At 44.4% G+C, this 26853-nt stretch carries 29 protein-coding genes and 4 tRNA genes; 12 read left to right on the forward strand and 21 right to left on the reverse strand.

Going from position 1 to position 26853, the window contains the following annotated elements; all coding sequences use genetic code 11:
• The first annotated feature begins 200 nt into the window (after window positions 1-200).
• The 6 genes from lolA (at window position 201) to NI467_RS03150 (ending at window position 5809) form a co-directional block, all read left to right on the forward strand.
• Window positions 201-896, forward strand: coding sequence for an outer membrane lipoprotein chaperone LolA (gene lolA, locus NI467_RS03125; RefSeq protein ID WP_151205531.1), 696 nt, complete (start codon window positions 201-203; stop codon window positions 894-896).
• Window positions 897-1039: 143 nt separating this feature from the next.
• On the forward strand, window positions 1040-1780 hold the full coding sequence (locus NI467_RS03130) for a DUF3298 domain-containing protein (protein ID WP_253150846.1): 741 nt from the start codon (window positions 1040-1042) through the stop codon (window positions 1778-1780).
• Between the two features lie 100 nt (window positions 1781-1880).
• Entirely contained in the window at window positions 1881-3152 is a 1272-nt protein-coding gene (gene serS, locus NI467_RS03135; RefSeq protein WP_151204059.1) for a serine--tRNA ligase, read from the forward strand.
• 68 nt (window positions 3153-3220) lie between these two features.
• The gene (gene cysG, locus NI467_RS03140) at window positions 3221-4609 is read left to right on the forward strand and encodes a siroheme synthase CysG (RefSeq protein ID WP_253150848.1); all 1389 of its coding nucleotides are present in this window, start codon (window positions 3221-3223) and stop codon (window positions 4607-4609) included.
• Window positions 4610-4777: 168 nt separating this feature from the next.
• Complete coding sequence (locus NI467_RS03145) at window positions 4778-5254, forward strand: tRNA (cytidine(34)-2'-O)-methyltransferase (RefSeq protein WP_151204061.1); 477 nt, start codon at window positions 4778-4780, stop codon at window positions 5252-5254.
• Between the two features lie 117 nt (window positions 5255-5371).
• Window positions 5372-5809, forward strand: coding sequence for a hypothetical protein (locus NI467_RS03150; protein ID WP_151204062.1), 438 nt, complete (start codon window positions 5372-5374; stop codon window positions 5807-5809).
• A 58-nt stretch (window positions 5810-5867) separates the two neighbouring features.
• On the opposite strand, the gene NI467_RS03155 is transcribed toward NI467_RS03150, so the two are convergent.
• From NI467_RS03155 to rpoD, 6 genes are all read right to left on the reverse strand, one after another.
• Complete coding sequence (locus tag NI467_RS03155) at window positions 5868-7256, reverse strand: APC family permease (protein ID WP_151204063.1); 1389 nt, start codon at window positions 7254-7256, stop codon at window positions 5868-5870.
• A 257-nt stretch (window positions 7257-7513) separates the two neighbouring features.
• Window positions 7514-8698 carry an iron-containing alcohol dehydrogenase gene (locus NI467_RS03160; protein ID WP_253150851.1) on the reverse strand — a complete coding sequence of 395 codons (1185 nt, stop codon included), beginning with the start codon at window positions 8696-8698 and terminating at the stop codon, window positions 7514-7516.
• Between the two features lie 3 nt (window positions 8699-8701).
• Window positions 8702-9235: a hypothetical protein gene (locus NI467_RS03165; protein WP_253150852.1), complete on the reverse strand. Its 534-nt coding sequence runs from the start codon at window positions 9233-9235 to the stop codon at window positions 8702-8704.
• Between the two features lie 74 nt (window positions 9236-9309).
• Complete coding sequence (lipB, locus tag NI467_RS03170; protein WP_253150854.1) at window positions 9310-9969, reverse strand: lipoyl(octanoyl) transferase LipB; 660 nt, start codon at window positions 9967-9969, stop codon at window positions 9310-9312.
• A 164-nt stretch (window positions 9970-10133) separates the two neighbouring features.
• Window positions 10134-10421 (reverse strand): YbeD family protein, encoded by a 288-nt coding sequence (locus NI467_RS03175; RefSeq protein ID WP_151204067.1) that lies wholly within the window; start codon window positions 10419-10421, stop codon window positions 10134-10136.
• A gap of 113 nt (window positions 10422-10534) precedes the next feature.
• Window positions 10535-12421: an RNA polymerase sigma factor RpoD gene (rpoD, locus tag NI467_RS03180; RefSeq protein ID WP_151204068.1), complete on the reverse strand. Its 1887-nt coding sequence runs from the start codon at window positions 12419-12421 to the stop codon at window positions 10535-10537.
• Window positions 12422-12794: 373 nt separating this feature from the next.
• On the opposite strand from rpoD, the gene NI467_RS03185 reads away from it, so the two are divergent.
• The gene (locus NI467_RS03185) at window positions 12795-13001 is read left to right on the forward strand and encodes a PA3496 family putative envelope integrity protein (protein WP_151204069.1); all 207 of its coding nucleotides are present in this window, start codon (window positions 12795-12797) and stop codon (window positions 12999-13001) included.
• 71 nt (window positions 13002-13072) lie between these two features.
• Window positions 13073-13597, forward strand: coding sequence for a YecA family protein (locus NI467_RS03190; RefSeq protein WP_151204070.1), 525 nt, complete (start codon window positions 13073-13075; stop codon window positions 13595-13597).
• 664 nt (window positions 13598-14261) lie between these two features.
• Here the strand turns inward: NI467_RS03190 and NI467_RS03195 are convergent.
• The 4 genes from NI467_RS03195 to NI467_RS03210 form a co-directional block, all read right to left on the reverse strand.
• Complete coding sequence (locus tag NI467_RS03195; RefSeq protein ID WP_253150856.1) at window positions 14262-14684, reverse strand: ABZJ_00895 family protein; 423 nt, start codon at window positions 14682-14684, stop codon at window positions 14262-14264.
• Between the two features lie 29 nt (window positions 14685-14713).
• Entirely contained in the window at window positions 14714-15331 is a 618-nt protein-coding gene (locus NI467_RS03200) for a DedA family protein (protein WP_151204072.1), read from the reverse strand.
• Between the two features lie 89 nt (window positions 15332-15420).
• Complete coding sequence (locus NI467_RS03205) at window positions 15421-15699, reverse strand: FUSC family protein (protein WP_151204073.1); 279 nt, start codon at window positions 15697-15699, stop codon at window positions 15421-15423.
• Between the two features lie 206 nt (window positions 15700-15905).
• Complete coding sequence (locus NI467_RS03210; protein ID WP_151204074.1) at window positions 15906-16838, reverse strand: rhodanese-related sulfurtransferase; 933 nt, start codon at window positions 16836-16838, stop codon at window positions 15906-15908.
• 188 nt (window positions 16839-17026) lie between these two features.
• Between NI467_RS03210 and NI467_RS03215 the strand changes: the two genes are divergently transcribed.
• The 4 genes from NI467_RS03215 (at window position 17027) to NI467_RS03230 (ending at window position 20642) form a co-directional block, all read left to right on the forward strand.
• Window positions 17027-17512 carry a DUF1289 domain-containing protein gene (locus tag NI467_RS03215; RefSeq protein ID WP_253150858.1) on the forward strand — a complete coding sequence of 162 codons (486 nt, stop codon included), beginning with the start codon at window positions 17027-17029 and terminating at the stop codon, window positions 17510-17512.
• 49 nt (window positions 17513-17561) lie between these two features.
• On the forward strand, window positions 17562-18173 hold the full coding sequence (locus tag NI467_RS03220; protein ID WP_253150860.1) for a LysE family translocator: 612 nt from the start codon (window positions 17562-17564) through the stop codon (window positions 18171-18173).
• A gap of 112 nt (window positions 18174-18285) precedes the next feature.
• A complete protein-coding gene (locus NI467_RS03225; RefSeq protein ID WP_253150870.1) occupies window positions 18286-20082 on the forward strand; it encodes a DUF2157 domain-containing protein in 1797 nt (598 codons plus the stop codon).
• Window positions 20079-20642 carry a GDYXXLXY domain-containing protein gene (locus NI467_RS03230; protein ID WP_151204078.1) on the forward strand — a complete coding sequence of 188 codons (564 nt, stop codon included), beginning with the start codon at window positions 20079-20081 and terminating at the stop codon, window positions 20640-20642. The genes NI467_RS03225 and NI467_RS03230 overlap by 4 nt, the downstream gene beginning before the upstream one ends.
• A 75-nt stretch (window positions 20643-20717) precedes the next feature.
• Here NI467_RS03230 and panD read toward each other — a convergent pair whose 3' ends face one another.
• The 11 genes from panD to NI467_RS03285 all read right to left on the reverse strand — a co-directional run bounded on the left by panD (window position 20718) and on the right by NI467_RS03285 (window position 26811).
• Entirely contained in the window at window positions 20718-21098 is a 381-nt protein-coding gene (panD, locus tag NI467_RS03235) for an aspartate 1-decarboxylase (RefSeq protein WP_151204079.1), read from the reverse strand.
• Between the two features lie 143 nt (window positions 21099-21241).
• Entirely contained in the window at window positions 21242-21823 is a 582-nt protein-coding gene (pth, locus tag NI467_RS03240) for an aminoacyl-tRNA hydrolase (RefSeq protein ID WP_151204080.1), read from the reverse strand.
• 19 nt (window positions 21824-21842) lie between these two features.
• Window positions 21843-22139: a 50S ribosomal protein L25 gene (gene rplY / locus NI467_RS03245; RefSeq protein ID WP_253150879.1), complete on the reverse strand. Its 297-nt coding sequence runs from the start codon at window positions 22137-22139 to the stop codon at window positions 21843-21845.
• Window positions 22140-22237: 98 nt separating this feature from the next.
• Window positions 22238-23191: a ribose-phosphate pyrophosphokinase gene (locus NI467_RS03250; RefSeq protein ID WP_151204082.1), complete on the reverse strand. Its 954-nt coding sequence runs from the start codon at window positions 23189-23191 to the stop codon at window positions 22238-22240.
• 36 nt (window positions 23192-23227) lie between these two features.
• Window positions 23228-23302: transfer RNA gene (locus tag NI467_RS03255), tRNA-Gln, on the reverse strand.
• A gap of 91 nt (window positions 23303-23393) precedes the next feature.
• Window positions 23394-23468, reverse strand: a tRNA-Gln gene (locus NI467_RS03260).
• Between the two features lie 18 nt (window positions 23469-23486).
• Window positions 23487-23561, reverse strand: a tRNA-Gln gene (locus tag NI467_RS03265).
• A gap of 25 nt (window positions 23562-23586) precedes the next feature.
• Window positions 23587-23661: transfer RNA gene (locus tag NI467_RS03270), tRNA-Gln, on the reverse strand.
• On the reverse strand, window positions 23660-24490 hold the full coding sequence (ispE, locus tag NI467_RS03275) for a 4-(cytidine 5'-diphospho)-2-C-methyl-D-erythritol kinase (RefSeq protein WP_253150953.1): 831 nt from the start codon (window positions 24488-24490) through the stop codon (window positions 23660-23662). Before ispE ends, NI467_RS03270 begins: the two co-directional genes overlap by 2 nt.
• 19 nt (window positions 24491-24509) lie before the next feature.
• Window positions 24510-25091: a lipoprotein insertase outer membrane protein LolB gene (gene lolB / locus NI467_RS03280; protein WP_253150881.1), complete on the reverse strand. Its 582-nt coding sequence runs from the start codon at window positions 25089-25091 to the stop codon at window positions 24510-24512.
• 19 nt (window positions 25092-25110) lie between these two features.
• Complete coding sequence (locus NI467_RS03285) at window positions 25111-26811, reverse strand: tetratricopeptide repeat protein (protein ID WP_253150883.1); 1701 nt, start codon at window positions 26809-26811, stop codon at window positions 25111-25113.
• Window positions 26812-26853: the final 42 nt, after the last annotated feature.

Here is a 26853-nt window from a genome sequence, read left to right on the forward strand (position 1 = left end):
TAACGAGAATTTTAAGAAGCTCCGAAATGAGCAGGAGCTTCTTTGTGATTGTTAATTTTTCTTCATGATGATGAACAAAAAAATCAATTTCGAATTAATAACCATACAAAAATTCTTATTTTCTATCATTTTAGCTTTTTATTTTCGTTTAAGATGAGACATTGAATAAATTGCGCTGACGCAAATATAAAGGTGAAATTATGCAAATGCTTCGTAAAACCGTATGTGCGATGGCCTTGGGTGCAGTCACTTTAGGGCCGGTCATGAGTACAACCGTGTTTGCTGCGCCAGTAGCGGCTTCGGAGCAACAGGCCACTACCAGCCTGATCAAACAGCTGAACAATATTCGTAGTCTGACTGCAAACTTTGAGCAGACCACCAAGCTGACCGCTCCTAAAACCACCCAGAATAAAGGGCTGACCGCGCAGCATATGAATCAGACCTTTAAAGGGGTAATGAAGGTAGAACGTCCGGGTAAATTCTATTGGGAAACGTCAAGCCCATCGAAACAGACCATTGCGACCACGGGTAAAACCGTCTGGATTTATGACCCCGACCTGCAACAAGCAGTACGTCAGAGTCTGGATGAACAGGTAGCAAACACGCCTGCATTATTATTGTCCGGTAATACCAATCAGATCATGCAGTCTTATCGTGTGACCCAGCCGAACAAAGGCAAGACTTATTATACGCTGTATCCCAAAAATACCGATGGTGTCTTTGAAAGTCTGACCATCAGTTTTGGCGCGAATAAAGCACCTACTCTGATGATTTTACAGGACTCTTTAGGACAGACGACCCATATTCGCTTTAATAATGTAAAAGTGAATAGCAGTATTCCGGCCTCCACCTTTAACTTTACCCCGCCAAAGGGAACGGATATTATTGATCAATAAGCTGGATGAATAAATACAGTTAAAAGCAACCTACGGGTTGCTTTTTTGATATGTACAGGGCAATTTGAAAGCAGCCATATTTTAGAGAGATAAAAGAATTTGGCTTGAATAGGTGACAAGCGCTGAAGGATAAGGAGCCTGGGATGAAGCAATATCCATTTTATATCCTACGCTGGCTGTCAATCAGCAGTGCCCTCACTTTTGGTTTATACGGTTGCCAGCCTGGATCTCACAATAAGGTACAAAAAGAGGAAATACAGATTGAGGCCAAAACAGTACCTGTTCAGGAGGCTGCTCCGATGGTCTGTGACAAAGAAGGCTGTGTCCGCTTTGATCTATCTACTGTAGATACCCATATCCCGTGGATTGACCAATATTTTATCGAGCGGATCAAACGTACTGAACCGGTTGCCTTTAGTCCGATGGTATCTGCTCAGGCTCAATCCAGACTTATAGACCAGCGCAGGATTCGGGTCAGTTATGTGGGGCAGCAGGGGCCGATTGCTACCTTTGTGCTGGAAAGCAGCCATCTGGCCAAAGCTTCTGGTCAGCGTATTCAGCATCAGGAATATATCAATTTAGATCTGGAGCATAAAAAGCGTCTGGCTTTGCATGAGATCATGTTGACTACGCGAGAGGCGGAACTCATGAATGTTGTAGATCAGCAATATCCAAACAAATTAAAGAAAGGAAAAGTTAAACAGTCACAGCTTAAGTTGAGCGATAATTATTATCTGGATCGGCAGGGACTGGTGCTGGTTTATCCGCAGAATGAGTTGAGTCTGGGCGCCCAGGGAGTGCTGGAATTAAAAGTGCCTTATTCACAGTTAAACGGTATTCTTCAGCCACGATATTTGCCGGCTGTGTCCAAAGAGCGCCCTTAAATATTGTTCTAATAACCCCCAGCTATTGGCTTGATCACTGTATTTTTTAACGTTAAAAGCTTACACTATAGCCAGTTTTTTTCTTATCCAAAGATTGGTTATGATCGACCCGAAATTACTCAGAAATAATATTGAGGCTGTAAATCTAGCCTTGGCAAAACGTGGCGTGCAACTGAATGTAGAAGAGTGGGCTGCACTGGAAGCCCGCCGTAAAGAGATTCAGTCCAAAACTGAATCCTTGCAAGCTGAGCGTAATGCGGGTGCCAAGCAAGTGGGTCAGATCAAAAAAGCAGGCGGTGACGCTTCTGAGATCATGACCCGTATGGCGGCGATTGGTGATGAAATCAAGGCGGCTGAAATTGCGCTGGCTGAGCTGCAAGCTGAACTCGAAGAAAAGTCCCTGTCTATTCCAAACCTGCCGGATGAATCCGTGCCTGAAGGTAAGGATGAAAATGACAACGTAGAAGTCCTGACTTGGGGTACACCGCGCGCCTTCGACTTTGAAATCAAAGACCATACTGACCTGGGTGAAATGATGGGCGGTCTGGAATTTGAAACAGCGACCAAATTAACCGGTTCACGTTTTAGCGTATTAAAAGGGCCATTGGCGCGTCTGCAACGTGCGCTGACCCAGTTTATGCTGGATACGCATACCCTGCAAAATGGTTATACCGAAGCCTATGTTCCGTATCTGGTCAATGCGGATTCCCTGCGTGGTACAGGCCAGTTGCCAAAATTTGAAGAAGACTTATTTAAGCTGCAAGGTGAAAAAGAATTTTATCTGATTCCGACTGCTGAAGTGCCAGTGACCAACTTTGTACGTGATGAAATCATTGATGCAGAACGTCTGCCCCTGAAATATGCAGCGCATACGCCATGTTTCCGTAGTGAGGCAGGTTCTTATGGCCGTGATACCCGTGGTCTGATCCGTCAGCACCAGTTCGACAAAGTAGAAATGGTGCAGATCGTAAAACCTGAAACCTCTATGCAGGCTTTGGAGGAGTTAACCGGTCATGCAGAAGGTATTTTGCAAGCCTTAGGTTTGCCATACCGTAAGATCATCTTGTGTGGGGGCGATATGGGGTTTGGTGCAACCAAGACCTATGACCTGGAGGTCTGGGTGCCAAGCCAAAATACTTACCGGGAAATTTCATCATGTTCAAATATGGGAGATTTCCAGGCACGCCGTATGAAAGCGCGTTACCGTGCTGACCAGAAGAAAACTGAATTTGTGCATACCTTGAATGGTTCAGGTCTGGCTGTAGGTCGTACCTTGCTGGCGGTTATGGAAAACTATCAGCGTGCTGATGGTTCAATCGAGATTCCGGAAGTATTGCGTCCATATATGGGTGGGGTAAGCTATATCGACTAAGGTCGGTACACAGCATTTTGTGCAGCATCAAGATATAGACAGTCAGATTTAAAGTTTTGAGGTAATCCGTGGATATTTTTCCAATCTCGTTAAAGTTGCAGCAGCAACCTTGTCTGATTGTCGGTGGTGGGCATATTGCCTACCGGAAAGCATTATTGCTGCAGAAAGCCGGGGCGATCATTCATGTGATTGCTCCTGAAATTGAAACGGCTTTGCTGGAGATTGTGCAGCAGTCCGCTGGGCAGTATGTGCAGGCACGTTTTAGTGTCGACCTGCCGCTGCGCCAATACCGTTTGGTGATTGCGGCGACCGATGAAGCCGATACTAATCAGCAGGTATTTATAGCCTGTGAAGCTGAAAATGTATTGGTCAACAGTGTTGATGATCCGCCGCATTGCCGTTTTATGGTGCCGGCGATTGTTGACCGTTCTCCTTTGGTAATTTCTGTGGCGACTAATGGCACATCGCCTGTGCTGTCTCGCCAGATCCGTACCCAGTTAGAAGCTGTTATTCCGCACGGCATGGGAAAACTGGCTGAATTTTCTGGAAAATGGCGTGCTGCGGTGAAAGCCAAAATTAGCAATCCGGATAAACGCCGGATTTTCTGGGAAGACCTGTACGCCAGTCCGCTGAAAGAACACGTATTTAATGACAATCTGGCCCAAGCGGATCGCTTGATTGAGCAAACCTTAAATGAATGGCAGCAACCGAAAGGTGAAGTCTATTTGGTCGGAGCGGGACCAGGTGATCCAGAGCTTTTGACCCTCAAGGCTCTGCGTTTAATGCAACAAGCGGATGTCGTCATCTATGACCGTCTGGTCTCGGCACCGATTATGGAGCTGTGCCGCCGTGATGCAGAAAAAGTCTATGTTGGTAAGGCGCGTTCCAATCATGCCGTTCCACAGGAAGGAATCAATGCCTTGCTGGTGAAATATGCCAGTGAAGGCAAGCGGGTCTGCCGTTTAAAAGGGGGGGACCCTTTTATTTTTGGGCGAGGGGGTGAAGAGATTGAAGAGCTCTTTGCTGCAGGTATTCCATTTCAGGTGGTTCCGGGGATTACAGCTGCATCGGGCTGTTCAGCCTATGCCGGAATTCCACTGACTCATCGTGATTATGCACAAAGTGTACGTTTTCTGACCGGACATTTAAAAGAAGGTTCACCTGAATTGCCTTGGTCTGAGCTGGTTTATGAAAATCAGACACTGGTGTTGTATATGGGTCTGATCGGACTGGAAACTATTTGCAAAAAGTTAATTGAGCATGGTCAGCGTTCTGATATGCCTGTGGCTTTGGTGTCTAAAGGCACCACACCCGAGCAGAAAGTTGTAGTGGGAACCCTGCAAAATATTGCAGCTCAAGTATCCGAACATCAAATACAGGCCCCGACTTTAACCATTATTGGTGAGGTGGTCCGCTTGCGTGAACAATTGCAATGGCAGGAGCGCGCTGAGGCGTGATTGTGGCTCTGTAAGAACGTTAAGCGCAGGTCGTAAGTCCTGTATAAGGTGAGCGGCACTTAATGCCCTTGATCTGTTATATCTGTAAAAAACTATGCAGGAACAATGTTTAGATCCGATACATCAGCTAAACCCTGTGCCTATATTTAAAATATTGAGTGAATAAAAGTGATCCATGTCGTTCTCTATGAACCAGAAATTCCCGCAAATACAGGGAATATCATTCGCCTGTGTGCCAATACCGGCGCACAATTACATTTGATCAAACCGCTAGGATTTGAGCTGGATGATAAAAAACTGAAACGGGCTGGTTTAGATTATCATGAATATGCCAATCTACAGATCTGGGACAATATCGAAGATTGTCTGGCTGATCTGGCCAGCAAGGGTGTGGGAATTGATGCGGTTTATCCGCTGACCACCAAAGGTTTTGAAACGCCGCATACCTCAGATTTAAACCGCCCGGTGGCGCTACTCATGGGGCCTGAAACCCGAGGCCTGCCTGAACAGGTACGTTTGATGTTCCCACAAAAGCACTGGATTCGTCTGCCGATGGCTGAAAATTCCCGTAGTTTGAACCTGTCGAATGCCACTGCCGTGATTGTCTATGAAGCCTGGCGTCAGCAGGGTTTTAAAGCTCTTTAATCTTTGGATGCATGACAAGCTGCCTAAGGGCAGCTTTTTTATTTTCCCAACACTCATCCTCCTCTTGGCTTCATTTGTTATGATGAGCTGAATAAAAGCAACGGAAATAACAAGGATATGTGTCTGAAGCCGATCTTAACACTGTCCCTCGCCCTATATTTGGGAATGACCGCTTTACCGCTTCATGCTGAAGAGGAAACAGTAGCAGCGACAGAAAAGATTCAGCCTATCACTCAGGCAGAAGTGCAGCAGAGTCTGACAGAGATGCAGCAGCGTTTAAATCTTCGCATTGAGCAGTGGGGGCAATCACTTCAGCGTGATGATTTTGAATGGACCTGGCATGGACGTAAACTGAAGCAGTCCAAACGTCAGGAAGTCTGTGATATTTTCCAACAAGTGGTCAATGAAATGTATCAGCTCATGGTTGAAAATAAAGCCCGTTTACGCCCCGAAGACCAGAAACTCTTGTCGAATCGTGACGGGTTTATTGAAAAACTGGGTTATCAGAATAATCGGGTCAATACCAAGATGGGCTTTGATTGCCGTTTACACTAAGCACAGCAAAATCCAAGCCTAAAAAAGGCGCATCAAGCGCCTTTTTTAAAGTTAAACATTATTCAAATTCGTTATGTTGAGGAGCTGGGTGCTTAAAGCCCTTGGTTCTATAACCCAAGTACAAAATACCAAACATCGCCCACCATAAACCATATTTCAATGCAGTTTCTTCAATTTCCAGCCACATAGCAAAAACACTGATGAAGCCCAGTAGGGGAATAACCACAAAGCTGAAAATATCTTTTGCTGTTTTGGTCCGGCCATCACGCAAAGCATAGCGTGAAATGACAGACAGGTTCACAAAAGTAAATGCAGTCAATGCACCAAAGCTGATCATGGAAATCACGATATCCAGATCCATGAAGCCCGCAGTCAGCGCAACAGCACCCACAATCATAATATTGTAAGACGGGGTGAAATTACGTGGGCTGATATGACCAAAGATTTTCTTGTTGATCACACCATCGCGACCCATCACATACATTAAACGCGATACACCAGCATGTGCAGAAATGCCGGATGCCATCACCGTTACGATCGCAAATGCCAGTACATAAGACTGGAACAGCGAGCCACCGACCAATAACAGAATTTCTGGTTGGGTCTCGGCAATATTCTTAAAGTAAGTCCCAGGTGCTGACGGGAAATAGAGCTGCATGAAGTAGGTACTGATAATGAAGATCACACCTGCAATTAAAGCGGTTAAGAAAATTGCCTTAGGCAGGGTTTTCTCGGTATCTTTGGTTTCTTCCGCCAGTGAACTTAAAGAGTCAAATCCGGTGAAAGAAAAACATAGCAGGGTAGCTCCTGTAATCAGGGCACCGACCGAGGTTAACTCATTCCAGAACGGTTCCATACTCCATAACTGATAACGCTGTTCCGCAGTAATTAGACCTTCAGCATTGAAACCGGCCTGGAGCTTGGTATATACCATCCAGGTAAAGGCCGCGATCACGATTAACTGGATCAACACAATCATACTGTTAAAGTTAGCGACAAAACGCACACCCCGCAGGTTGATTCCGGTCATAAAGGCCGTCAGAGCTACCACCCAAACCCAAGGGTTAATATCCGGGAACAAGGCCTTCAGATAGATGACCGCCAGGATGATATTGACCATCGGTGATAACAGATAATCCAACCACGACGACCAGCCGACCATGAAGCCAATATTTGGATGAATTGATTTTTGCGCATAGGTATAGGCTGAACCCGAAGAGGGGTAGCGACGGATCATATGACCATAACTGATCGAAGTAAACAAAATTGCAATCAGGGCAATGATGTAAGAAGTAGGAACATGGAAGTGACTTGCTTCTGATACTAAACCGAAAGTATCAAATAAGGTCATTGGCTGAATATAAGCCAAACCAATAATAATGATGTGCCAGAGTCCTAGCGTTTTTTGCAGTTTAGCTGCCGATTGAGTCCCAGAGAAATTAGTCAACGGCGTTATCCTCTTAATCGTTGATCAAGGATCAGTCATATTAAATAAGGATCGTTTGAGACGAACGATCCCCCCTACATTTTTCTGTAAAAGTGCGCCAATCTATTCCAAAATGATGGCTTTTGCTAGCTATTTTTAACTTTAGAACTGCAAAAATATGCTGTTTGTTAAAAAATAGCGTTCATGCAAGATAAAAGCCTGATGTTTAAAAAAACATCAGGCTAAAATTTTCGCTATATTGGCTTATTTTTCAGTAATTACCAAGCCTTTTTTAAGATAGATTTCAAATCTTCTAGCGTGGCTTCTTTCGGGTTGTAAATGATTGACCCATCATTCAGGGCTTTTTCAGCCACTTCATCCAGTTGTGCTTCAGAAATTTTGCCGGTTTCACTTAAAGTCCGCGGTAATTTAGTCAGACTATAAATGCGGTCACGCATCGTCATAATCATCGCGATGGTTTTATCAGCACGTAAATGCGCTGGTGTTTGTGCATAAATATCTGCACCGGCCAGAGGCAGAAGTAAATCGGCAATTCTCTCTCCATTGACCTCTTTGTTGTATTCCAGCACATAAGGCAGGAACAGGTTCATACATAAACCATGCGGCAGGTGCGCGACCGCACCTAAGGAATGACCGAGTGAGTGAACCAGTCCCACCATAGAGTTAGAAAAGGCAATACCGGCCATGGTCGATGCCTGAGCCAGCTCTAAGCGTCCTTGTGCATCGGTTGGCGTGTCCAGAACATTAAACAGGTGTGCGCTAATCTTTTTAATTGCTGCGGTGGCATAAGCATCTGAAATTGGATTGGCTGCCATGCAGGTATAGGCCTCTACTGCATGGGTCATGGCATCCATCGCTGTCATTGCTGTAAGATGTGGGGGGAGCGTTTGGGTCATGCGCGGATCAAGAATTGCTGCATGCGGCATCAGATAATAAGAGGCAAACGGCATTTTGACATTCTTTTCAGTATCTGACACAACAGCGATCATGGTCACTTCTGAGCCAGTGCCTGAGGTCGTCGGAATCACAAAGAAAGGCTTGAGCGGTTTGGGCAGGTTATGTGCACCTGAATATTTCAGTAAATCATTACCGCCTTCAGAGACTAGAATATTGGTCGCTTTTGAAGTGTCAATGACTGAACCGCCCCCAACTGCAATAATGGCATCGCAATCGTGATCACGATATAGCTTTGCAGCTTTGCGTACTGTTTCCAGACTCGAATCTGGCGGAACATCATCGAAAATGCCCGCAATCACGGCATCGGCAGATTCAAAAGCGTCTTCAATCGGTATAAGCAGATTGTTGGCGCGTACCCCTTTATCGGTAATGATCAGTGGACGCTTTGCTCCCAAGGTAGCCAGTTCAAATGGAATATGTTCTAACGCGGCATGACCGGCAATGACTTTGACCGGGCAGAAGAATTCGTAATATGGTTTAGCCATGGGTTATGCACTCCGCTTGAAATAAGATTGGGCTACTTTGAGATAGATATTGGCAGCTCCAGTTAATTTTTCTTTTAAACTCAAATTGCTTGGATATTCTTTGACAGCCAGTTCGGCCACTAATTTTGGTAAAATCAACGCTTCCATTTTATTGAGGCAGCGTACCAGGCGGATCGCATTGGAAATATCGCCATCCGCAATCATCCGGTCATTGGCAAAAGCCTGTGAAGTACTTTCCTGAAAAGAAAATACCAGAAAGGCATGATGCAAATGCTTAAAGGTAATGGTGAGATCGGGTTTAATCTTGCTGTTCTTCACCAACTCCAGTTGATGGTTTTCAGTCACTCTGGCAACAAAGGCCGGGCCATTCGGAAATACGTTCATTGAAAGGCTAAAATTGGCAGGAAACTGGGTGATTTCCTGTTGGATTTCTGCATCTACCTGACTGGCCATGACCAGACCGCGACCGATGATATCCATCATCAGTTTGACATAGGCAAGCTGCAAAGCAGGTTTTACGGATTTCTTCGCAATCACATGATAATCCTTATCTTGGTATTATTTGTTTAGAGTAAATACTCTAATTCATTTAAAGGTGAAATGCAAAGGCTTTATTTTTGTTCAATATTAATGTGTGTAAAGTAACCGCTGCTGCTTAAATTTTCAATAATATCTTGACACAAGTCGGCAAATGTCGGTGGCTGACTCAGCAGGTCATGGATTCGAACCATTTCCAGCCCAGCGTAGCCACAGGGATTGATGGTCTGGAAGCCGGTCAATTCGCAGTCAATATTGAGTGCCAAGCCATGGTAAGAACGCCCTTTACGGATTTTAAAGCCCAAAGAACCTATCTTGCGTTCTGCGACATAAACACCCGGTGCATTAGCTTTGGCATAGGCTTCTATACCGTATTTTTTTAACAGGTCAATCATCAGCTGTTCGGCATAGGACACCAGTGTACGCACATTCCAGCCGAGACGATTTAGGTCAAACATAAAATAGGCCACCAGCTGCCCCGGACCATGCCAGGTGACCTGACCGCCACGATCTGTTTGTATAACAGGAATATTACTAGGAACCAGGATATGTTCCGGTTTACCCGCCTGACCTTGGGTTAATACATCATGGTGCTGTAAGATCCACAGCTCATCGGGGGTATGAGCATTACGGTTTTCGGTAAAATGTTTCATTTCCAGAAAACGGTCTTCATAAGGCGTCAGCTGGTTGTACTGACGGATAATCAATTCAGGTTTTTGAACAGTTTCAGCCACGCTGTGAAAGTCCTTTTTGGGTCAAATGTATCAGATTCATTATAATGAATTGCAAGCCCAATAGAGCAATAGGGTAGGCTCCGAGTTCTATTTTTTTATTGTGGCTCATGGCGTAAAGCGCATAAAAAAGCACGCAGATTTGCGTGCTTTTTTTATTATGCTGATTACAGCGCTGTGCGAATATGTTCGCAAGCTGCAAGGTCCGCATAAAGCGCATGAACTTGGTCAAGCTCTTCAAACCGAAGCTGCGCAGTAATAGAGTGATATTTACCTGTACGCGACGGCTGCACTTTTAAAGTCGTCTGGTCAAATTCAGGAAAATGCTTCACTAAAATTTCTACGACAGCACCGTGCAATTCTGTACCTGCATTACCAATGAGTTTAATTGGGTAGTCCATTGGAAATACCCAAAGATCTTCACGGAGTTCGCGAGATGGAGTGCGGTCTATCATAGTTCACCTCAAATTTTATAGACAAAGCCTGCAAAAGAGCAGGCTTTGAGATTCTCTTAAATACATAATGGAGACCCATAGCAATCTTTCAAGTCCCCATCACGCGTTAAGAATTAGTCGTTTTCCAGGAATGAACGCAGGTGTTCAGAGCGGGAAGGGTGGCGTAATTTACGTAGTGCTTTCGCTTCAATCTGACGGATACGTTCACGGGTTACGTCAAATTGTTTACCGACTTCTTCCAGCGTGTGATCCGTTGGCATGTCGATACCGAAACGCATTTTCAGGACTTTCGCTTCACGTTCAGTCAGATTTTCCAGAACTTCACGGGTTGCTTCTTTCAAGCCTTCTGAGGTTGCTGCATCAACTGGTGAAGTGATGTTGCTATCCTCAATGAAATCACCCAGATGCGAATCTTCATCATCACCGATTGGTGTTTCCATCGAAATCGGCTCTTTGGCGATTTTCAGTACTTTACGTACCTTAACCTCATCCATTTCCAGACGTTCGCCCAGTTCTTCAGGAGTCGGTTCGCGGCCCATTTCCTGAAGCAATTGACGCGATACACGGTTGATCTTGTTTATAGTTTCAATCATGTGTACTGGAATACGGATCGTACGCGCCTGGTCTGCGATTGAACGGGTAATCGCCTGACGAATCCACCAGGTGGCATAGGTCGAGAACTTGTAACCACGACGGTATTCGAACTTGTCTACAGCCTTCATCAGACCGATGTTACCTTCCTGAATCAGATCTAGGAACTGCAAGCCGCGGTTAGTGTATTTCTTGGCAATCGAAATCACCAGACGCAAGTTCGCTTCCACCATTTCTTTCTTGGCACGACGCGCTTTTGCTTCACCTACCGCCATACGTTTCGCAATCTCTTTGATGTCACGAACGCTTAAGCCAAGCTCATTTTCAATATCTGCAATTTTTTGCTGGAAGGCCAGTACGTCAGCACGAACTTTTTCCAGATAGCCTTTCTGATCAGCAGGTGCTTTTGCGATTTGCTCATCTAACCAGGCTGGATTTGATTCCTGGCCCGGGAATGTCGTACGGAACTGGGTACGGTCCATACGGCCACGACGGACTGCATAACGCATCACTTCACGTTCTGCACTACGGATCTGCTCATGCGTACCACGAATCATTTCAGAAATCAGATCAAACAGACGCGGTGTAAATTTGAACATCATGAACACAGATGCGAGTGCTTGCAGGGCTTCTTCGCCTTCTTTACTATTGCGGCCGTGTTTTTCCAGAACCGCTTTGGTGTTTTTCCAGGCATCTGAAAGTTCAGTAAAGCGGGCTCTGGCAATTTCTGGATCCGGACCTGAATCTGCTTCAGATTCCTCTTCAGTTTCAGCTTCTTCCTCTTCCTCGTCATCATCCAGTTTTACTTCTTTGGTGGACTTGGCGGCAGATGCTTTTTCCTCTGGAAGCTCAGCTTCCTCTTCGATAACTTCTGGAATTGCTTCATCAGTTTCAGGGTCTAAATACCCTGACAGAATGTCAGCCAGACGACGTTCGCCGGCTTCATAATCTTTATATTCTTGGAGTACAACGCCCACTGCATTTGGCCAGTAAGCAATCGAGTGCAGAATGTCACGGATACCTTCTTCAATCCGTTTTGCAATGCTAATTTCGCCTTCACGCGTTAAGAGCTCAACCGTCCCCATTTCACGCATATACATGCGTACAGGGTCAGTGGTACGACCTGGTTCATTTTCTACAGATGCAAGTACCGCTGCAGCTTCTTCTTCTGCAACTTCATCGGCAGCTTCTGCATTATCCTCAAACATCGCATCATCAGATTCAGGAGCGCGGTCATGGACAGGAATACCCACGTCATTCAGCATTTGAATGATGTCTTCAATCTGTTCGCTTTCTGTGATGGAGTCCGGGAGATGATCGTTAACCTCAGCGAAGGTTAAGTAACCTTGTTCTTTGCCTCGGCTAATCAGAGCCGCTACTTGAGAAGTAGGGGAAGTCATATCGCTCATCTTTGCTTACTCTCGTTGAATCTGTGGCAGTGAAAAACCGTGCATCATAGCACAATTCACTGAAATAATTTTGGAATTGATCAGTCAAGCATGATTTTATCAAAATGTTTGAAAGTACAATTGAATATGAATATTAGGCCTAAGTTTATCTTTTCAAGTGCATTTCCTGATCTTATTTTATAGAAATGTCTTTTATCTGGTGGATAAAAAACATTCAATACCTAATATGCTAATTAATACACAATTATGTAGTAGAAAAACAAGAGCCAATTGGTATACACATACAAAATATATAAATAAAACTTGACAAGTTTTAGAAGGCAAGATAAATAGCGCCTAGACCCATTATATTTTTCACTACGAGGTAGTTTTAGTGTCTTCAACAGATTTTGAGCTGGATGATAGCTACGGTGATGATGACGTTAATTTTGATGAAGCATCAAGTAAGCTGAGTGCGAAAGAATCATTGGAAAAACGCCGTCTGATTGATGAGTTGTTGTCTCAGCGCCGACTGGAACGTGAACTCAAAGATTTTGACTACGACTTCGACGATGATGACGATTTCGATGAGGAAGATTAGCCGATTTGGATTTAGCATGGACTGAATAAATGCTATGCTAAACCCTTCGGTTTTCTAAGTTTGGATATGAAATGAGTGCTTTAGATTTAGACCAGTTGAGTGAATATCTGGATGGCGACCAAAATGAGTATGGTCTGGATTTTGCAGCAACTCATGGTTTCCTGTGTGCAATTGCTGTCGGCCCACAGTTCGACAAATGGTTAGATGAGCTGTTTGAAGGTAACCAGAAAAAAGTACCTGCAGAAATCATCAATCAGGTAAAAACATGGTTAGAGGCAATTCGTCAAAGCTTGGCCAACGAAGAAGGAATCAGTTTCCCCTTCGAGATTGAAGAAGCAGATACCGATTCTAGTCTGGGGGACTGGAGTGTAGGTTTTGTTGACGCCATGTTCCTGAACGAAGAAGCCTGGTTCACTGAAGAGTTTGAAGAACAGCTGGTAGATTTGACTCTGCCAATTATGGTGTTTAGTGGCATTGATGAAGAAGATCCGCAAATGGAGTCTTTCCGTCGCAATGGTCAGCTTATGGATGAACTTGCAGAAGAAATCCCGGAAAACCTGAATGAGTTATATCTGATGTATCACACACCAGAATAATTCGGTAAAATAAAAAAAGCACCCCTGGGTGCTTTTTTTATGTCTCGCTATTCTGGTGATAAGCCAATGGTTTTAGTTGTGACTTTATCTGAATGGCTTTAAGATTATTTTTGCTAAGTTCGCCGAAACATAAGGGCGGTACAGCATCTCGCGTAAGATTTCTCTCTTGGAATACCAGTTACAACACCATGATGCTCAGGCTCAGCAATACACTGACCCCGAGACAGCCCCAAACCAGCTTTTTTTCCCCCTCCCTTACTGGGTAAATATTGCTTCGTGTGCAAATTTGATCGGGGTTGCTACATCAGCAGCTCATATTGCAGTCATACTGCGTAGAGGATCAATTAGCATATTTTTTGCTGCTATTTCGTTATGCGTCCTCCAGTTAAAAGGGCGAAATTTCCTGCCTCACGTCAGCTAAAAATCTTGCCAGATCTATCTTGTATGTCGCAAACATCTATGAAGTGTCAACCGACTTTATTATCTTAAATAGGATATGTATTGTGTTCACTTAACCTGGAGGAGGAAGGTCAGTGAGTTTTGCTGTTTTATTAAAATGCTAATCTAAGAATTATAATATTCAGCAAGATACATTGGCATAAACTGGATGAGTGCCATTTGATACCAGCCAGTATTTTGACACCCATCCAGGAAAAGGCCAGTTTTAAGTAGGTTTCTTTAGCAATTTGGCCAGACTGTAGCGGGCATAGCCATTATAAGCGATATGAAAGACTAAGCCATGTAAGCCAATCAGGGCGGCGACCAAAAATGAATTTGGGCCTCTGCCTGCATAAGCTGTGGTTCGGAAAACTTCTTCAGTTTGTGGATGAAGCCAGATCATGACAAATAGAAAAATAAACCCGAAAGCCATCGCGATGGTGGTCGACCCCCATACCAGTTTACTTTTCTCTTCTTTGCTGGGTAAACGCTGTTGTGTTTTTACAAAATGGCGGGCACTCAGGAAAGCCGCAGCAATCAGGGCCGGGATCAGGATAATGACTCCCAGATTCAATATATAGATGAGGATGCCAATCAATATCACCAAGGCAAGATAAATAGTGGCAAAATATTTTAGATAATGCGACATTGTTCTAGCCTCCTTTTGTAGAGTCCGATTCAGGATGGCTGATTTTTACGCTGGTGTCTACGGTATAACATCCAGCTAATCAGCACTAGGACGATAGCGAGGATTACATAACTAACTTTGCTGAAGATTTGCTGCATCAGTTGCTGGTTCTCACCAAAATAAAAACCGACACAGGCCAGAAATGTGGTCCAGATGACCGTTCCTAAACTGCTATAGAACATGAATTTCCAGAAAGGCATACCGCTCATGCCAGCAGGAATACTGATCAGGGAGCGTACAGCAGGCACCATGCGGCCAAAAAATACAATCCGATGCCCATACTTTTCAAACCATTGCAGAGAGGTTTTGACATCTTTGGATTTGATAAACAGGAGTTTGCCATAACGGTCGACGAATTTGAAAATACTGTCATGATTGAATTTATAGCCAATCCAGTACAAGAGAGCAGCAGCGATTAAGGAACCGAAAGAGCCAGCAATAATCACTCCACTTAGAAGCAATTGGCCTTGAGAAGCTGAATAGCCTGCAGAGGGCATAATGATTTCAGAGGGAATAGGAGGGAAGACATTGTCTAGAAACATCAGCAGGGCAATACCGAGATAGCCCAGTTTTTCCATGACAGAGATAATCCATTCGGTTAGATTCATGGTAAATAAGTCAATAAAAAATAATCCCTATATGCTAAGGAGTATTTTTTATACAGTAAAGTTGAGATATATAACTGAGATCGCAGCAATTAACTGTGACTTAAGGTGTAGATATAAACTTTACGTAATAGATAGGCCAAACAGATCGGTAAAACACTTAGCAATAAAAAATGTACCGCGGTAGCATTAATGTGATAACTGACAAACAGGGCTAAAATTGCCCCAATCACGGTACCTAGAATGACAATAAATAAATGTGACTGGCGTTCCAGTTCCTCAGTAACCTGATTCATTCGCTGTAATTTTATATTTTCTTGAGTCTGGAATCTGACAATATTTTCAGAATCCGGTGCAAGTGAACTCGTCATTTTACGTTCCTTTTCATTTTAAATATTTAGTTATTAATGAAAGACTTAAGTGTTTAAAGGTGTTTGGTTATAAGACTAGCAAGCTTGATCTGAAAAAAATGCATGTCTTGGTAAATAATTAGTAAGCTTTTTATTGCAGATGTGTTTTTATGTAAATAAAAAGCCCTCCGAAGAGGGCTTATATATATTTGTTTACAAAGCTTGGTTTAAAGACGTTTACGTTTTGCCGCCAGAATTTGCGATTGGCGCATGCGGAAACCTTCTTTTTGCTTCTCGGTGGTTTTATCAATGCAGTACACGCAGGAAACACCATGTTCATAGCTCGGCAGTGCTACTTCTTCTGGACTCAACGGCCAGCCACAGGCGTGACATTTGGTGTTCTGGCCTTCTTCCATGCCATGTGTGACCGCAGTACGGCCATCAAATACGAAACATTCACCTTCCCACATGCTTTCTTCAGGTGGTGTCTCTTCCAGGTATTTTAAGATGCCGCCTTTTAAGTGATAAACTTCGGTAAAGCCTTCTTGAAGCAAGAGAGAAGTTGATTTTTCACAGCGAATTCCGCCAGTACAGAACATGGCAATTTTCTTATCTTTATGCTGTTCCAGATTATTTTTCACGTATTCCGGGAATTCACGGAAAGTTTCAGTTTTTGGATCAATCGCACCTTTAAATGTACCGGCTTTATATTCGTAATCGTTACGGGTGTCGACGAGAATCACGTCATCACGTGCAATCAGTTCATTCCATTCTTTAGGGTCCAGATAGTGGCCGACCAAATCGCGTGGTTTTACTTCTACGCCCAAGGTCACAATTTCTTGCTTCAGCTTGATTTTCATTTTCCGGAAGGGTTTGTCAGAGCTGTGTGACTCTTTATATTCCATCTGTTCAAAGCCTTCATCAAGCAGGAACTGATGAACTTGATCAATGGCAGCACGGTCACCCGCCACTGTGCCGTTAATGCCTTCACCTGCCACAATCAGAGTACCGCAAAGGTTGATGGTATTTACCAAGTCCAAAAGACGTTGTTGCAGATCCGCAGGGTTCTGAACTTCTTTGAATTGATAAAGTGCGGCAACAACCCAACCAGTCGTCGCTTGCTGTTCTACAGGTGCAAGCTGTTCTACAGTAGCGTTCATGGAATACTCCAACGTAGCATGATAGTTTAAAAGGCGCATATTTTAACGTGATTCGGGTGAATAAGCGAGTAAAACACCGGCTTTTAACAGGCTTCAATTCATTCAGGAGAGCGTGTATAGTCATGCCGACCCAAGATTTTGGGACAATGATGCAAATGCTAAAAATTGCAGCACAGTTGGAGTAAGTTTTGAGTTCGGATCGTCGTATTGCATCTTTAACCCCTTGTGCAGGGCGTTGTTCTACCGTATTTGGAGATGCGGTCTGTCGTGGCTGTCGCCGTTTTAATCATGAAGTCATTCAATGGAATACTTATACTGCTGAACAGCATAGCGTGGTCTGGCAGCGACTAGATATACAGTTAGACCAGATTTTAGTGCCGATGCTGCCACATGCTGATTTAAAGCATGTAGAAAACTTTGTCCGTTCCAAACGTGTGCGTTTGCGTGATGATGCCAGCAAAGGCCGAAAGTTGTATCATGCTTTAAAGCTGTGTGAAAAGAACCGCCATTTCACCGATGAAAGCGGGCTGGGCATTCATTATAAGCAAGTGCGTCCTCTTTGGCAGGAGTTTGAACGTCGGGTGCTGGCCTTGGCCCAAGCCAGTTATGACTTGGCCTTTTTACGGGCTGATAGCATTGGCCAGCATTTGATTCATTTACAAGAAGAGGACTAAGTCCTCTTTTTTTAATATAAAAATAGAGTAAGTATCGCTGAGGAATCGGATGAATATCAGTGAATATATGCTGTACTGTCTGGCGGTCGTAATGATGATCACTACGCCTGGACCTGTTATGTTGCTGGTCGCCAGTGCTGGTTTAAAAGGTGGTTATCGGCATGCATTACAGACTATTTTTGGAACCAACCTGGCTTCGTTGGTGCTCATTGCTCTATCAGTACTCAGTCTAAGAGGTTTGCTGCTCATTAATGAACAATGGTGGGATGCTATCAAGCTATTGGGCTGCATATATATTGGCTATCTGGGCTTGCAGATTTTCCGAGAAGTCTGGCAAGGTCAGGTAGTACAGGGACATCAGTCTCTGTCGGCAGCATCTGGCGGTTTTCGTCGCGGCTTTCTGGTCGGAATTTCCAATCCTAAAGATATTCTTTTCTTCGCTGGCTTTTTTACGCAATTTATCGGGATTACGCCAAATCTTGATTTGAGTTTAATCATTTTGATTTTAAGCTGGGTTGTACTGGACTTTCTTTGCTTATCTATTGTGTATTTAGGTTTTAACCGTTTATCGCACTCTCGTTTTTATCCGTATTTGCTGGCAGGGTGCGGTATGATTCTGGTCATGGTTGCCTTTTATGGTATTTATAGTTTGCTGGCTTAATTATAAAATAAATAAAAACAAGGATGTAGGTAAGTGAGATTTAACGATCCTGTCTGGAAGAGTCAGTAAAAATTATGCTAAGGTAAAATCAAATAAAACTGAACCGCTCAGAATGTCTAAAACAATCATAAAGTCAGACCATCCATTTTCACCCCTGCTATTTACTCAACCTGCTGTTATTCAATACCTACAGATCATTGGAATTGGGCTGATCGCTATCAGTATTGTATATCTGCTGGCTGCGAACTGGTGGATGCTTCCCAAGTGGGTACAGCTCCTGATTCCACAAGCTTTAGTGCTGACTTCGGCATTGCTCAGCATGCGCTTTAGTGCACGAGAAATGGTAAGACAAAGTCTAGATGGTGTTGTGGGGCTGATGCTGGGCTTAAGCCTAGCGGTGATAGGGCAGATTTATCAAACAGGGGCGGATAGTTATCAGCTTTTTTTACTGTGGGCTTTATTGCTCTTACCTTGGTTGTATCGTCCGAATATTGGTGTTTTTGCTTTATTTTGTGTGATTAGCCAGTTGGCACTGTATCTGTATTTCAAGCAGAGCTTCTGGATGGAACGTGCCGAGCCTGCCTATTGGTTGGCTCTGAATGTACTCACCGGTGTTAGCTTTTTCTATGCCCTGCAATTTTATTCGGTTTTGCGTTATCTGTTGATTGTGGCTGTGGTGATAATTTCCATAGTGAGCATGTTCCAGTTTATCAACTCGAACTCTATCTGGTATTTAGGTTCGGTATTAAGTTTGCCCCTCATATTCAGTGCTTATTTTTACAGCCTTCGTAAGCAGCTGGAAACCAGTTTGCTGGTGGCTGGACTCGCGCTGAGTATGAGTGTGCTGATCTTGGATCTGACCAAGTCCTATTTGCAGGAATCAGCCGGAGGCTTGCTGGTTCTGGCTGTACTGATCTTTGCTTGGTTCGCTGGGATCAGTGGCTTGTTGATGAAGCTCCTCCCCAAAAGCAGGTTTTCAGTGATTCCACTGGCGCTAGGTGCATGGATTGCTGGAATCATTCTGGCTGCCTTATTACTGACCTATTGGAAAAGTTTTTCCATTTTTATGGGTGCAGTTTTTATCGGGGCTGCCTGCTGGTTGATTCATACCAGGAACTCTGTTTTTCTGCGCCAGTTTGCGTATTGTTTGTGGCTATGTGGTCAGGCCGCCGTTCTGATTCATACGGAGTGGCTAACGGATAGCCTGATGCTGATCTGGTTGATTCAGCTAGGGATTACGCTGCTGAGTATGCGGAGCCGTATGCATTGGTGGGTGGTATTGTTGCAATTATTAATGGCACATATTTTAGCGATTGCAACCTTCTATTCAAAAATACAGCATGACCAATTATTGCTGATTGCGATGTCAATCAATTATCTGATTCTCATTATTATTTTAATACGTACCAGCTATTGGTTGGAATCCCGCTATAGCAAAAGTATACACTTATGGATGATCTGCATACTGGCAGCCACCGCAATATTACAAACTTTATTTAAGCAGGGGGGCGTTCATCCAGCTGATCATCATTATCTTGAAAATCTCATGGTTTTTTATACTTTACCGGCAATATGGCTACTGAGCTTTATTCTGCTATATAAACAGCAATTTAATCGGCATTTCCTGTGGCTGGTTCCCGTCTTGGGAATAGTATTAATCTGGCTGGGCTATTTTGAAATTTTAATAATTCTGCTGCTGATGGCGTGGGCGATTGTTTATCGGCATGTTTGGATACAGGCGCTGTCCATCTTGCTGCTGGTCTTCTGGTTATGGATGCTGTATTACAATCTGGGTCTAAGCTTTCTTTTTAAAAGTCTCAGTATTTTTGCATCCGGGCTGCTGGTACTGCTGCTGGCTTATGTTTTAAACCGACCAATGCTGGAAGATAGAGAAGGGGAGCCCAGATGAAAAAGTTTCTTCCTCTTTATTTGGCCATCTTGAATATAGCCTTGTTTAGTGGACTGATTTTGCAGCATGAATGGCATTTAAGAAATAGCCAGAGCATGTTCGTTGAATTGATGCCTGTAGATCCACGCTCTATACTTCAGGGAGATTATATGGTCCTGAGCTATCAGCTGCATTTTGGTGCTGCAGCGAGGCAGAGTAGCCAACGATCTTTCTCGGATCTTCGTATTGACGATTTTGAAAATCAGTCCCAGGTGCTAAGTTATGTGCAGCTGGATAAACAGCGCAGAGTGATCACGACCAGTTTTGATCAAAGGCATCTTAGTGGGTCAGCAGCATTTAGCAAGCTTGTTTTGAAAAATCCCCGTAATACTTTTGAGAGCTTATATCCTGCTGCCAACAGTTTTATGTTCGCTGAAGGGCTGGAGTCCTGTTATCGCAATGCTAAATTTGCTGAATTAAAAGTACAGGAAAATGGTGAGGCCGTCCTAGTGGATCTGGTCGATCAGCAGCTTAACTCCTTGAATTGTAAAACTCGTAAAAGCTGGTGGCAGGACAGTTGATCTCTTGTAGAGGGGAAATATTTTTAGCAATAAAAAAGCCCGCAAGATGCGGGCTTTTGAATCTTGAGTGATCAATTACGCTACTTGTACTGGAATACAGTTAGCAGTGTGATTCACCGTATTGTCCGGATTTGCATAAACCAGACGTGGTTTATGTGCATTGGCTTCAGCTTCAGTAAAATCACCAAAGGTGGCAATAATAATGATATCGCCAACATCGGCCTGATGTGCTGCACCACCATTCACTGAAATAATTCCGGAATTATCTTCACCACGAATTGCATAAGTAGTAAAGCGTTTACCATTGGTCACGTTCCATACATGAATTTCTTCATATTCACGAATACCAGCCAAATCCATTAAAACGCCATCAATTGCACATGAACCTTCATAGTGTAATTCTGCATGTGTAACAAAAGCGCGGTGAATTTTGCATTTTAATAAACGAGATAGCATGGCTAGCGTCCCCTTAGTTGACCTAAGATTTTGACCTTATGGTTGAATCAGTTTCTACGGCACTGGATCAGTGAGTAGGCTTGCGCATTTTGCGCCTAAACGCCTTGCAAGGCAAGCGTAATTGTCCAGCAATTATTGAATGTTCAGTTCGGTTTATAGGCATTAATTTGATTCATGGCTTGCTGTACTTCACCGTTAACCAGCATTTTGGTACGGGCCAGTACGTGTGCAATAGCATCATCCATTAAACCCTGTTCACTACTTGGTGCCTTACTCAGAACATGGCCAGAAACCCGTTCTTTAGTGCCCGGATGACCAATCCCAATACGTAAACGATGGAAGTTTGCACCGATATGCGGCACGATATCGCGTAAACCATTATGTCCACCATGGCCACCGCCAGTTTTTAGGCGAATGATGCCGGGATTCATATCCAGCTCATCGTGGGCGATCAGGATCGATTCTGGTGCGATATTGTAGAATTTAGCGAAAGGAACAACACTTTTACCAGAAAGGTTCATAAAGGTTGTAGGCATGAGAAGACGAACATCCTGTCCTTCAATATTGCCACGCCCGCTGATTCCATTAAATTTCGGGTCTTTTTTAAGGCTAATGCCATATTGATCTGCAAGACGTTCTACAAACCAGAAGCCTGCATTATGGCGGGTTTGGGCATACTCAGAACCTGGGTTACCCAAACCGACAATCAGTGAAATACTAGACACTAATTTACACCATCAACACTTATGCGCGTTTGAAGTCAGCGTGCATTGGTGTGTTTTTAGCTGGGTGACGCTGTAACGCTTGGATTTTCACGTTTTCAACGTTATCACCTACTTTAACTTCAATCACTTCTTCAAAAAAAGCGTTGTTTTCTAAAGCTTTAACAAGCTCACGAAGTTCAAGTGTAATAGCTACAGGCTCAGCAGTACCACCGTAGATGATAGCAGGTACTTTAGCAGCATTGCGAAGGCGGCGGCTCGAACCTTTCCCTTGTAATGCTACTTCACGTGCTTCTGCGTTTAATACGAAGTTTGCCATGATAGACATCCTATTTAAGTTAAATGAACCAGATCTGCGACCGATCTGGTGATACAAAGCCCTGTCAAATGGCAGGGCTTTAGAAATTCAGCGCATTATTATAGATAAGAATCGAACATTGCGCTAATAGATTCTTCGTTGTTGATACGACGGATCGTTTCAGCAACCATGCTTGCAACCGAAACCTGACGGATTTTGCCCAGATTCTGAGCTTCTTCTGAAAGCGGGATGGTGTCAGTGACTACCAGCTCGTCAATTACAGAGTTTTTCAGGTTTTCAATGGCTTTGCCAGACAGTACAGGGTGAGTAGCATAGGCAACAACTTTGCGTGCACCGAAAGTCTTCAGTGCATCTGCTGCTTTACACAGGGTACCTGCCGTATCGACCATGTCATCGACAATGACACAGTCGCGATCTTTCACGTCACCAATCAAATGCATCACTTGTGATTCATTCGCTTTTTGACGACGTTTATCAATAATCGCAAGATCGATATCGCCCATCTGTTTTGCAACAGCACGTGCACGGACTACACCCCCAACGTCAGGAGAAACAACCATCAGGTTATTATGTGACTGCTGGCGCAGGTCAGCAAGCAATGCTGGTGTACCATAGATGTTGTCGACAGGAATATCGAAGAAACCTTGAATCTGGTCAGCATGCAGGTCAATCATCACCACACGGTCAATACCGACGGTAGTCAACATGTCTGCAACAACTTTTGCAGTAATTGGTACACGGCTTGAACGAGGACGACGGTCTTGGCGGGCATAACCGAAGTAAGGGATCACGGCAGTAATACGACCAGCACTTGCACGACGCAATGCATCAGCCATCACCAGGATTTCCATCAGGTTATCGTTGGTAGGGGCACAAGTAGGTTGTACGATGAATACGTCTTTACCACGAACATTTTCAGTAATCTCAACAGCGATTTCGCCATCAGAGAACTGACCTACAGAGGCAGCGCCTAGAGGAATATGTAAATGACTTACGACTTTTTGAGCGAATTGTGGATGTGCAGTTCCACTAAAAACGACAAGATTGGGCATGAAGCACCCTTGGCGGTTGGTATGTATGGAAGTAGATGGCAGGGGTAGCTGGATTCGAACCAACGGATGCCGAGATCAAAACCCGGTGCCTTACCACTTGGCGATACCCCTAATGCGGCAGAACTTTAATATTTTTGCGATGTTATGTCAAGGTAAATTAACAGTCTTACCGCAAATAGATGTTCTGTCTTTTTTCGAGAAATGGCAGGGGTAGCTGGATTCGAACCAACGGATGCCGAGATCAAAACCCGGTGCCTTACCACTTGGCGATACCCCTAGATTTGATGAATGTAAATGGCAGGGGTAGCTGGATTCGAACCAACGGATGCCGAGATCAAAACCCGGTGCCTTACCACTTGGCGATACCCCTAATACATACATCTACAGGTGAAAAATGGCAGGGGTAGCTGGATTCGAACCAACGGATGCCGAGATCAAAACCCGGTGCCTTACCACTTGGCGATACCCCTATTGAACTTTGAATTGACGTAAAGGAGATTCTTGTAAACTGTCTACCAGGTAAGCTTTACATGGCGCATTTACCAGAATATCCGCGATATTCAATTCATCAGTTACCTCAATAAACACGCAGGCACCTGTACCTGTCAACTTTGCAACTCCGAACTGGTCAAGATATTGCATGGCTGCATCGACTTCCGGATATAGGCTTCTCGCTACTGGCTCAAAGTTATTTCCAAAATCAGATGGTGTTTGCTGATAGGCGCAAAATTTAGATGGCTTCGTGTCTCTTGTCAACATTTTTTGTGAAAAAAGCTGTTGAGTGCTGATAAAACAGTCAGGTTTTAATACAATGAATTTTTTTTGATCTAAGTCTATGAATGTTAAGTGTTCACCAATGCCTTCGGCCCAAGCATTCAGACCATGCACAAAAATGGGAACATCTGCCCCGAGCTTTAGCCCAAGTTCGGCAAGTTGCCCGGTGCTAAGGCCACATTGCCAGAGCTGGTTGACCACAATCAGCGTTGTGGCTGCATTGGAAGAGCCGCCGCCAAGACCTGCACCCATTGGAATATTTTTTTCTATATGAATGCTTAAACCACAAGGAGTCTTGGCATGGGGCTGTAACATCTGCACGGCGCGATAGATCAGGTTGTGTTCCTGATCGACCGAAGCCAGTCCCTCAATCTGAATCGCATCATCAACGCTTTGTTCAAACTCCAGCCAGTCATATAAGTTAATCAGCTGGAAAATGGTTTGCAGCTCATGATAACCATCCGGCCGGCGACCGGTAATATGTAAAAACAAATTCAGCTTTGCAGGGGAGGGAACACGAATCATCATATCTGGATCAGAGCAGTTAACGGTTTTGAATCAGCATTGTAATACGGTTTTCACCACCGTTCTCAAGCGCGTGTTTTAAAATCAGGCGGTTTGGCAGTTTTGCCTGCTGGTTATAGCTTAGCTCTACCCTCCATTGATCTTCTACAATCTGGCTGATGCGCTGGGCACTATCTTTCTGGATTTGAGCAGCCTGAGTAGAAGGACGCGCCTGTACCCAGTCCACCAGATGGCTTATGGGTGCCTGCCAGCCAGTTGCACGTTGCAGCAGTTCCTCAGCGCTTTCCGCCTGAATCAGTCCGGTTTTTGCGCTATTTAAAGTGACCTGGCCGGGTTTGCCTGAAATCTGGGTTCGACCCACGCCTAAAATGCCAGTCAGTTCGATGTCAAATTCTTCCTGCTGCTGTACCCAGGTGAAAAAAGCACTGCCACTTTGCTGTGGGGTGCGTACGCCGATTTTCCCCTGTAACTGGAACTGGTTTTCTGCTTCCAGTACCGTACCGGTGGTCGGTGCTTGAGGCTGGACAATGTGCTGACAGCCCGTCATGAATAAGGCAGTGGCTGCAAACATGCTGCAGCCTAAAGAGTTCCAATAGCGCATAGGTGTAGTTACCTGTTATTTATTGTGGTGCTAACAATAGCGAATTAAGTTGTTCTAATTCGGGGGCATTTGCGTGATTTTGTTGTAGTTGTTGTAACACTTGATGAAATTGCTGTAAATCTCCATGCATATATAAGGCACGTGCATAACGTATTCCGATCTTAAGACTGGCATTTAGCGTATAAGCTTTGGCCAGCACCTGGGAGGCTTTAGCAAAGTCATTTTGCAAATAGCAGATATAGCCATAAGTATCCAGAATTGATGCCTGTTCCGGTGCATATTCCAGGGCCAGCTCTGCATAATGCCGCGCTTCTTCAAGGCGGCGATTTTGCATGGCGAGGGTGTAGGCATAAGCATTCAGATAGGTTGGGCTATGCGGCTCAATTTTGAGCAGGGCTTGCAGCAGTTTATCTAGCTTGTTACGGTCTGCAAAAGGGTCAAGCAAGAGTACTTGGGCATAGATCAGCTCCGGGTCATCCGGCAGGTTGTTACTGGCTTCTTCCAGAAGACGAATCGCAGCCTTTTTATTGTCCATACGCTTCAGGATGTCGGCTTGGGCCAGATACAGAAAACTGGTGTGCTGTGGATAGTTTACCCGTTCCTGGGTCAGGAAACGTAAAGCATCATGCAGTTTGTCCTGCTTGGCAAAGATGGAAATAATATTACGCCGAGAGATAATATACAGGCTGCCATCTACCAGTCGATAATAGGCTTTTGCTGTTTCATAATGTTGTTTACGTTCGGCATTGACAGCCAGATAGTAATAGGCTTCGTTTTGATACTGCGCCGAATAGCGTAGCTCGACCAGATATTTTTCAGCCTGTTCATATTCTTTTAAATCAATACTGGTCAGACCGGCAATAAACAGGGCTTCTTCAGCAGTCGGCCATTTCTTTAAAATATCCTGCAATTTTTTTAAGGCAGTCACTGAATCATTCAGTTTGATGCGGTATTTTACTTCAGCCAGTCGCACCTCAAGGTTGTTACGATGTTTACGGCTGGATTTTTCATACCATTTTAGCGTTTCGTTATAATCGCCCATGGCATCCAGCAGGTTGGCTTTGAGCAGTATGTAGCCGGTTGTCTTCGGTCTTTTCCTGAGTGCTTGTCCAATGGTTTCCAGTGCTTGAGCCAGCTGGCCATTTTGGGCTTCAAGGCCGGCAATCAGAACAAGAATCGAGGGGTTATTTTTAGCACTGCTTTTGCTGAGTGCATTGATCAGGTAGGCGCGGTCCTCAGAATCTTCAGGGGAAATTCCGGCCAGAATCTCTTCCAGATCTGCGCTGTCATCAATGTGCAGGATTTTCTCCAGCGTTTCTGCGGCCAGCTCATACTCATATGCTTTTAAGGCGATGTGCGACAAGTAGAACAATGCGGGCACATCTTGCGGTTCCTGAACCACCCAGTGCGTGGAAATGTCCAGTGCCGCAGATAGGTCATCGTGTTCCAGGGCAATATTGAGTGCGCGCTCTTTCACAGCGGTGGAATTACTTTTAATCGCCAGCACGGTATAGTTATGCAGGGCAGTTGGAATATCATGATAGGCCAGCGCAAACTCAGCCACCATACTTTGCTTTATGGCATCATAATTCTGATTTGCATGGTAGGCTGTTCCTGCTGCATGAAGATGCACAGTTGAAACCATGCTCCCTACCAGCAAGAATGTGGTAGAATATTGCTTAATTGTAGGCCCGTTCATACGGCTAGCTGTTTGACGCAATTTTTCTTGATCCAAGTAATGCTTTTTATGACACCGATGTTG

It is taken from the genome of Acinetobacter sp. S4397-1, assembly GCF_024129285.1.
Taxonomy (GTDB): domain Bacteria; phylum Pseudomonadota; class Gammaproteobacteria; order Pseudomonadales; family Moraxellaceae; genus Acinetobacter; species Acinetobacter lwoffii_C.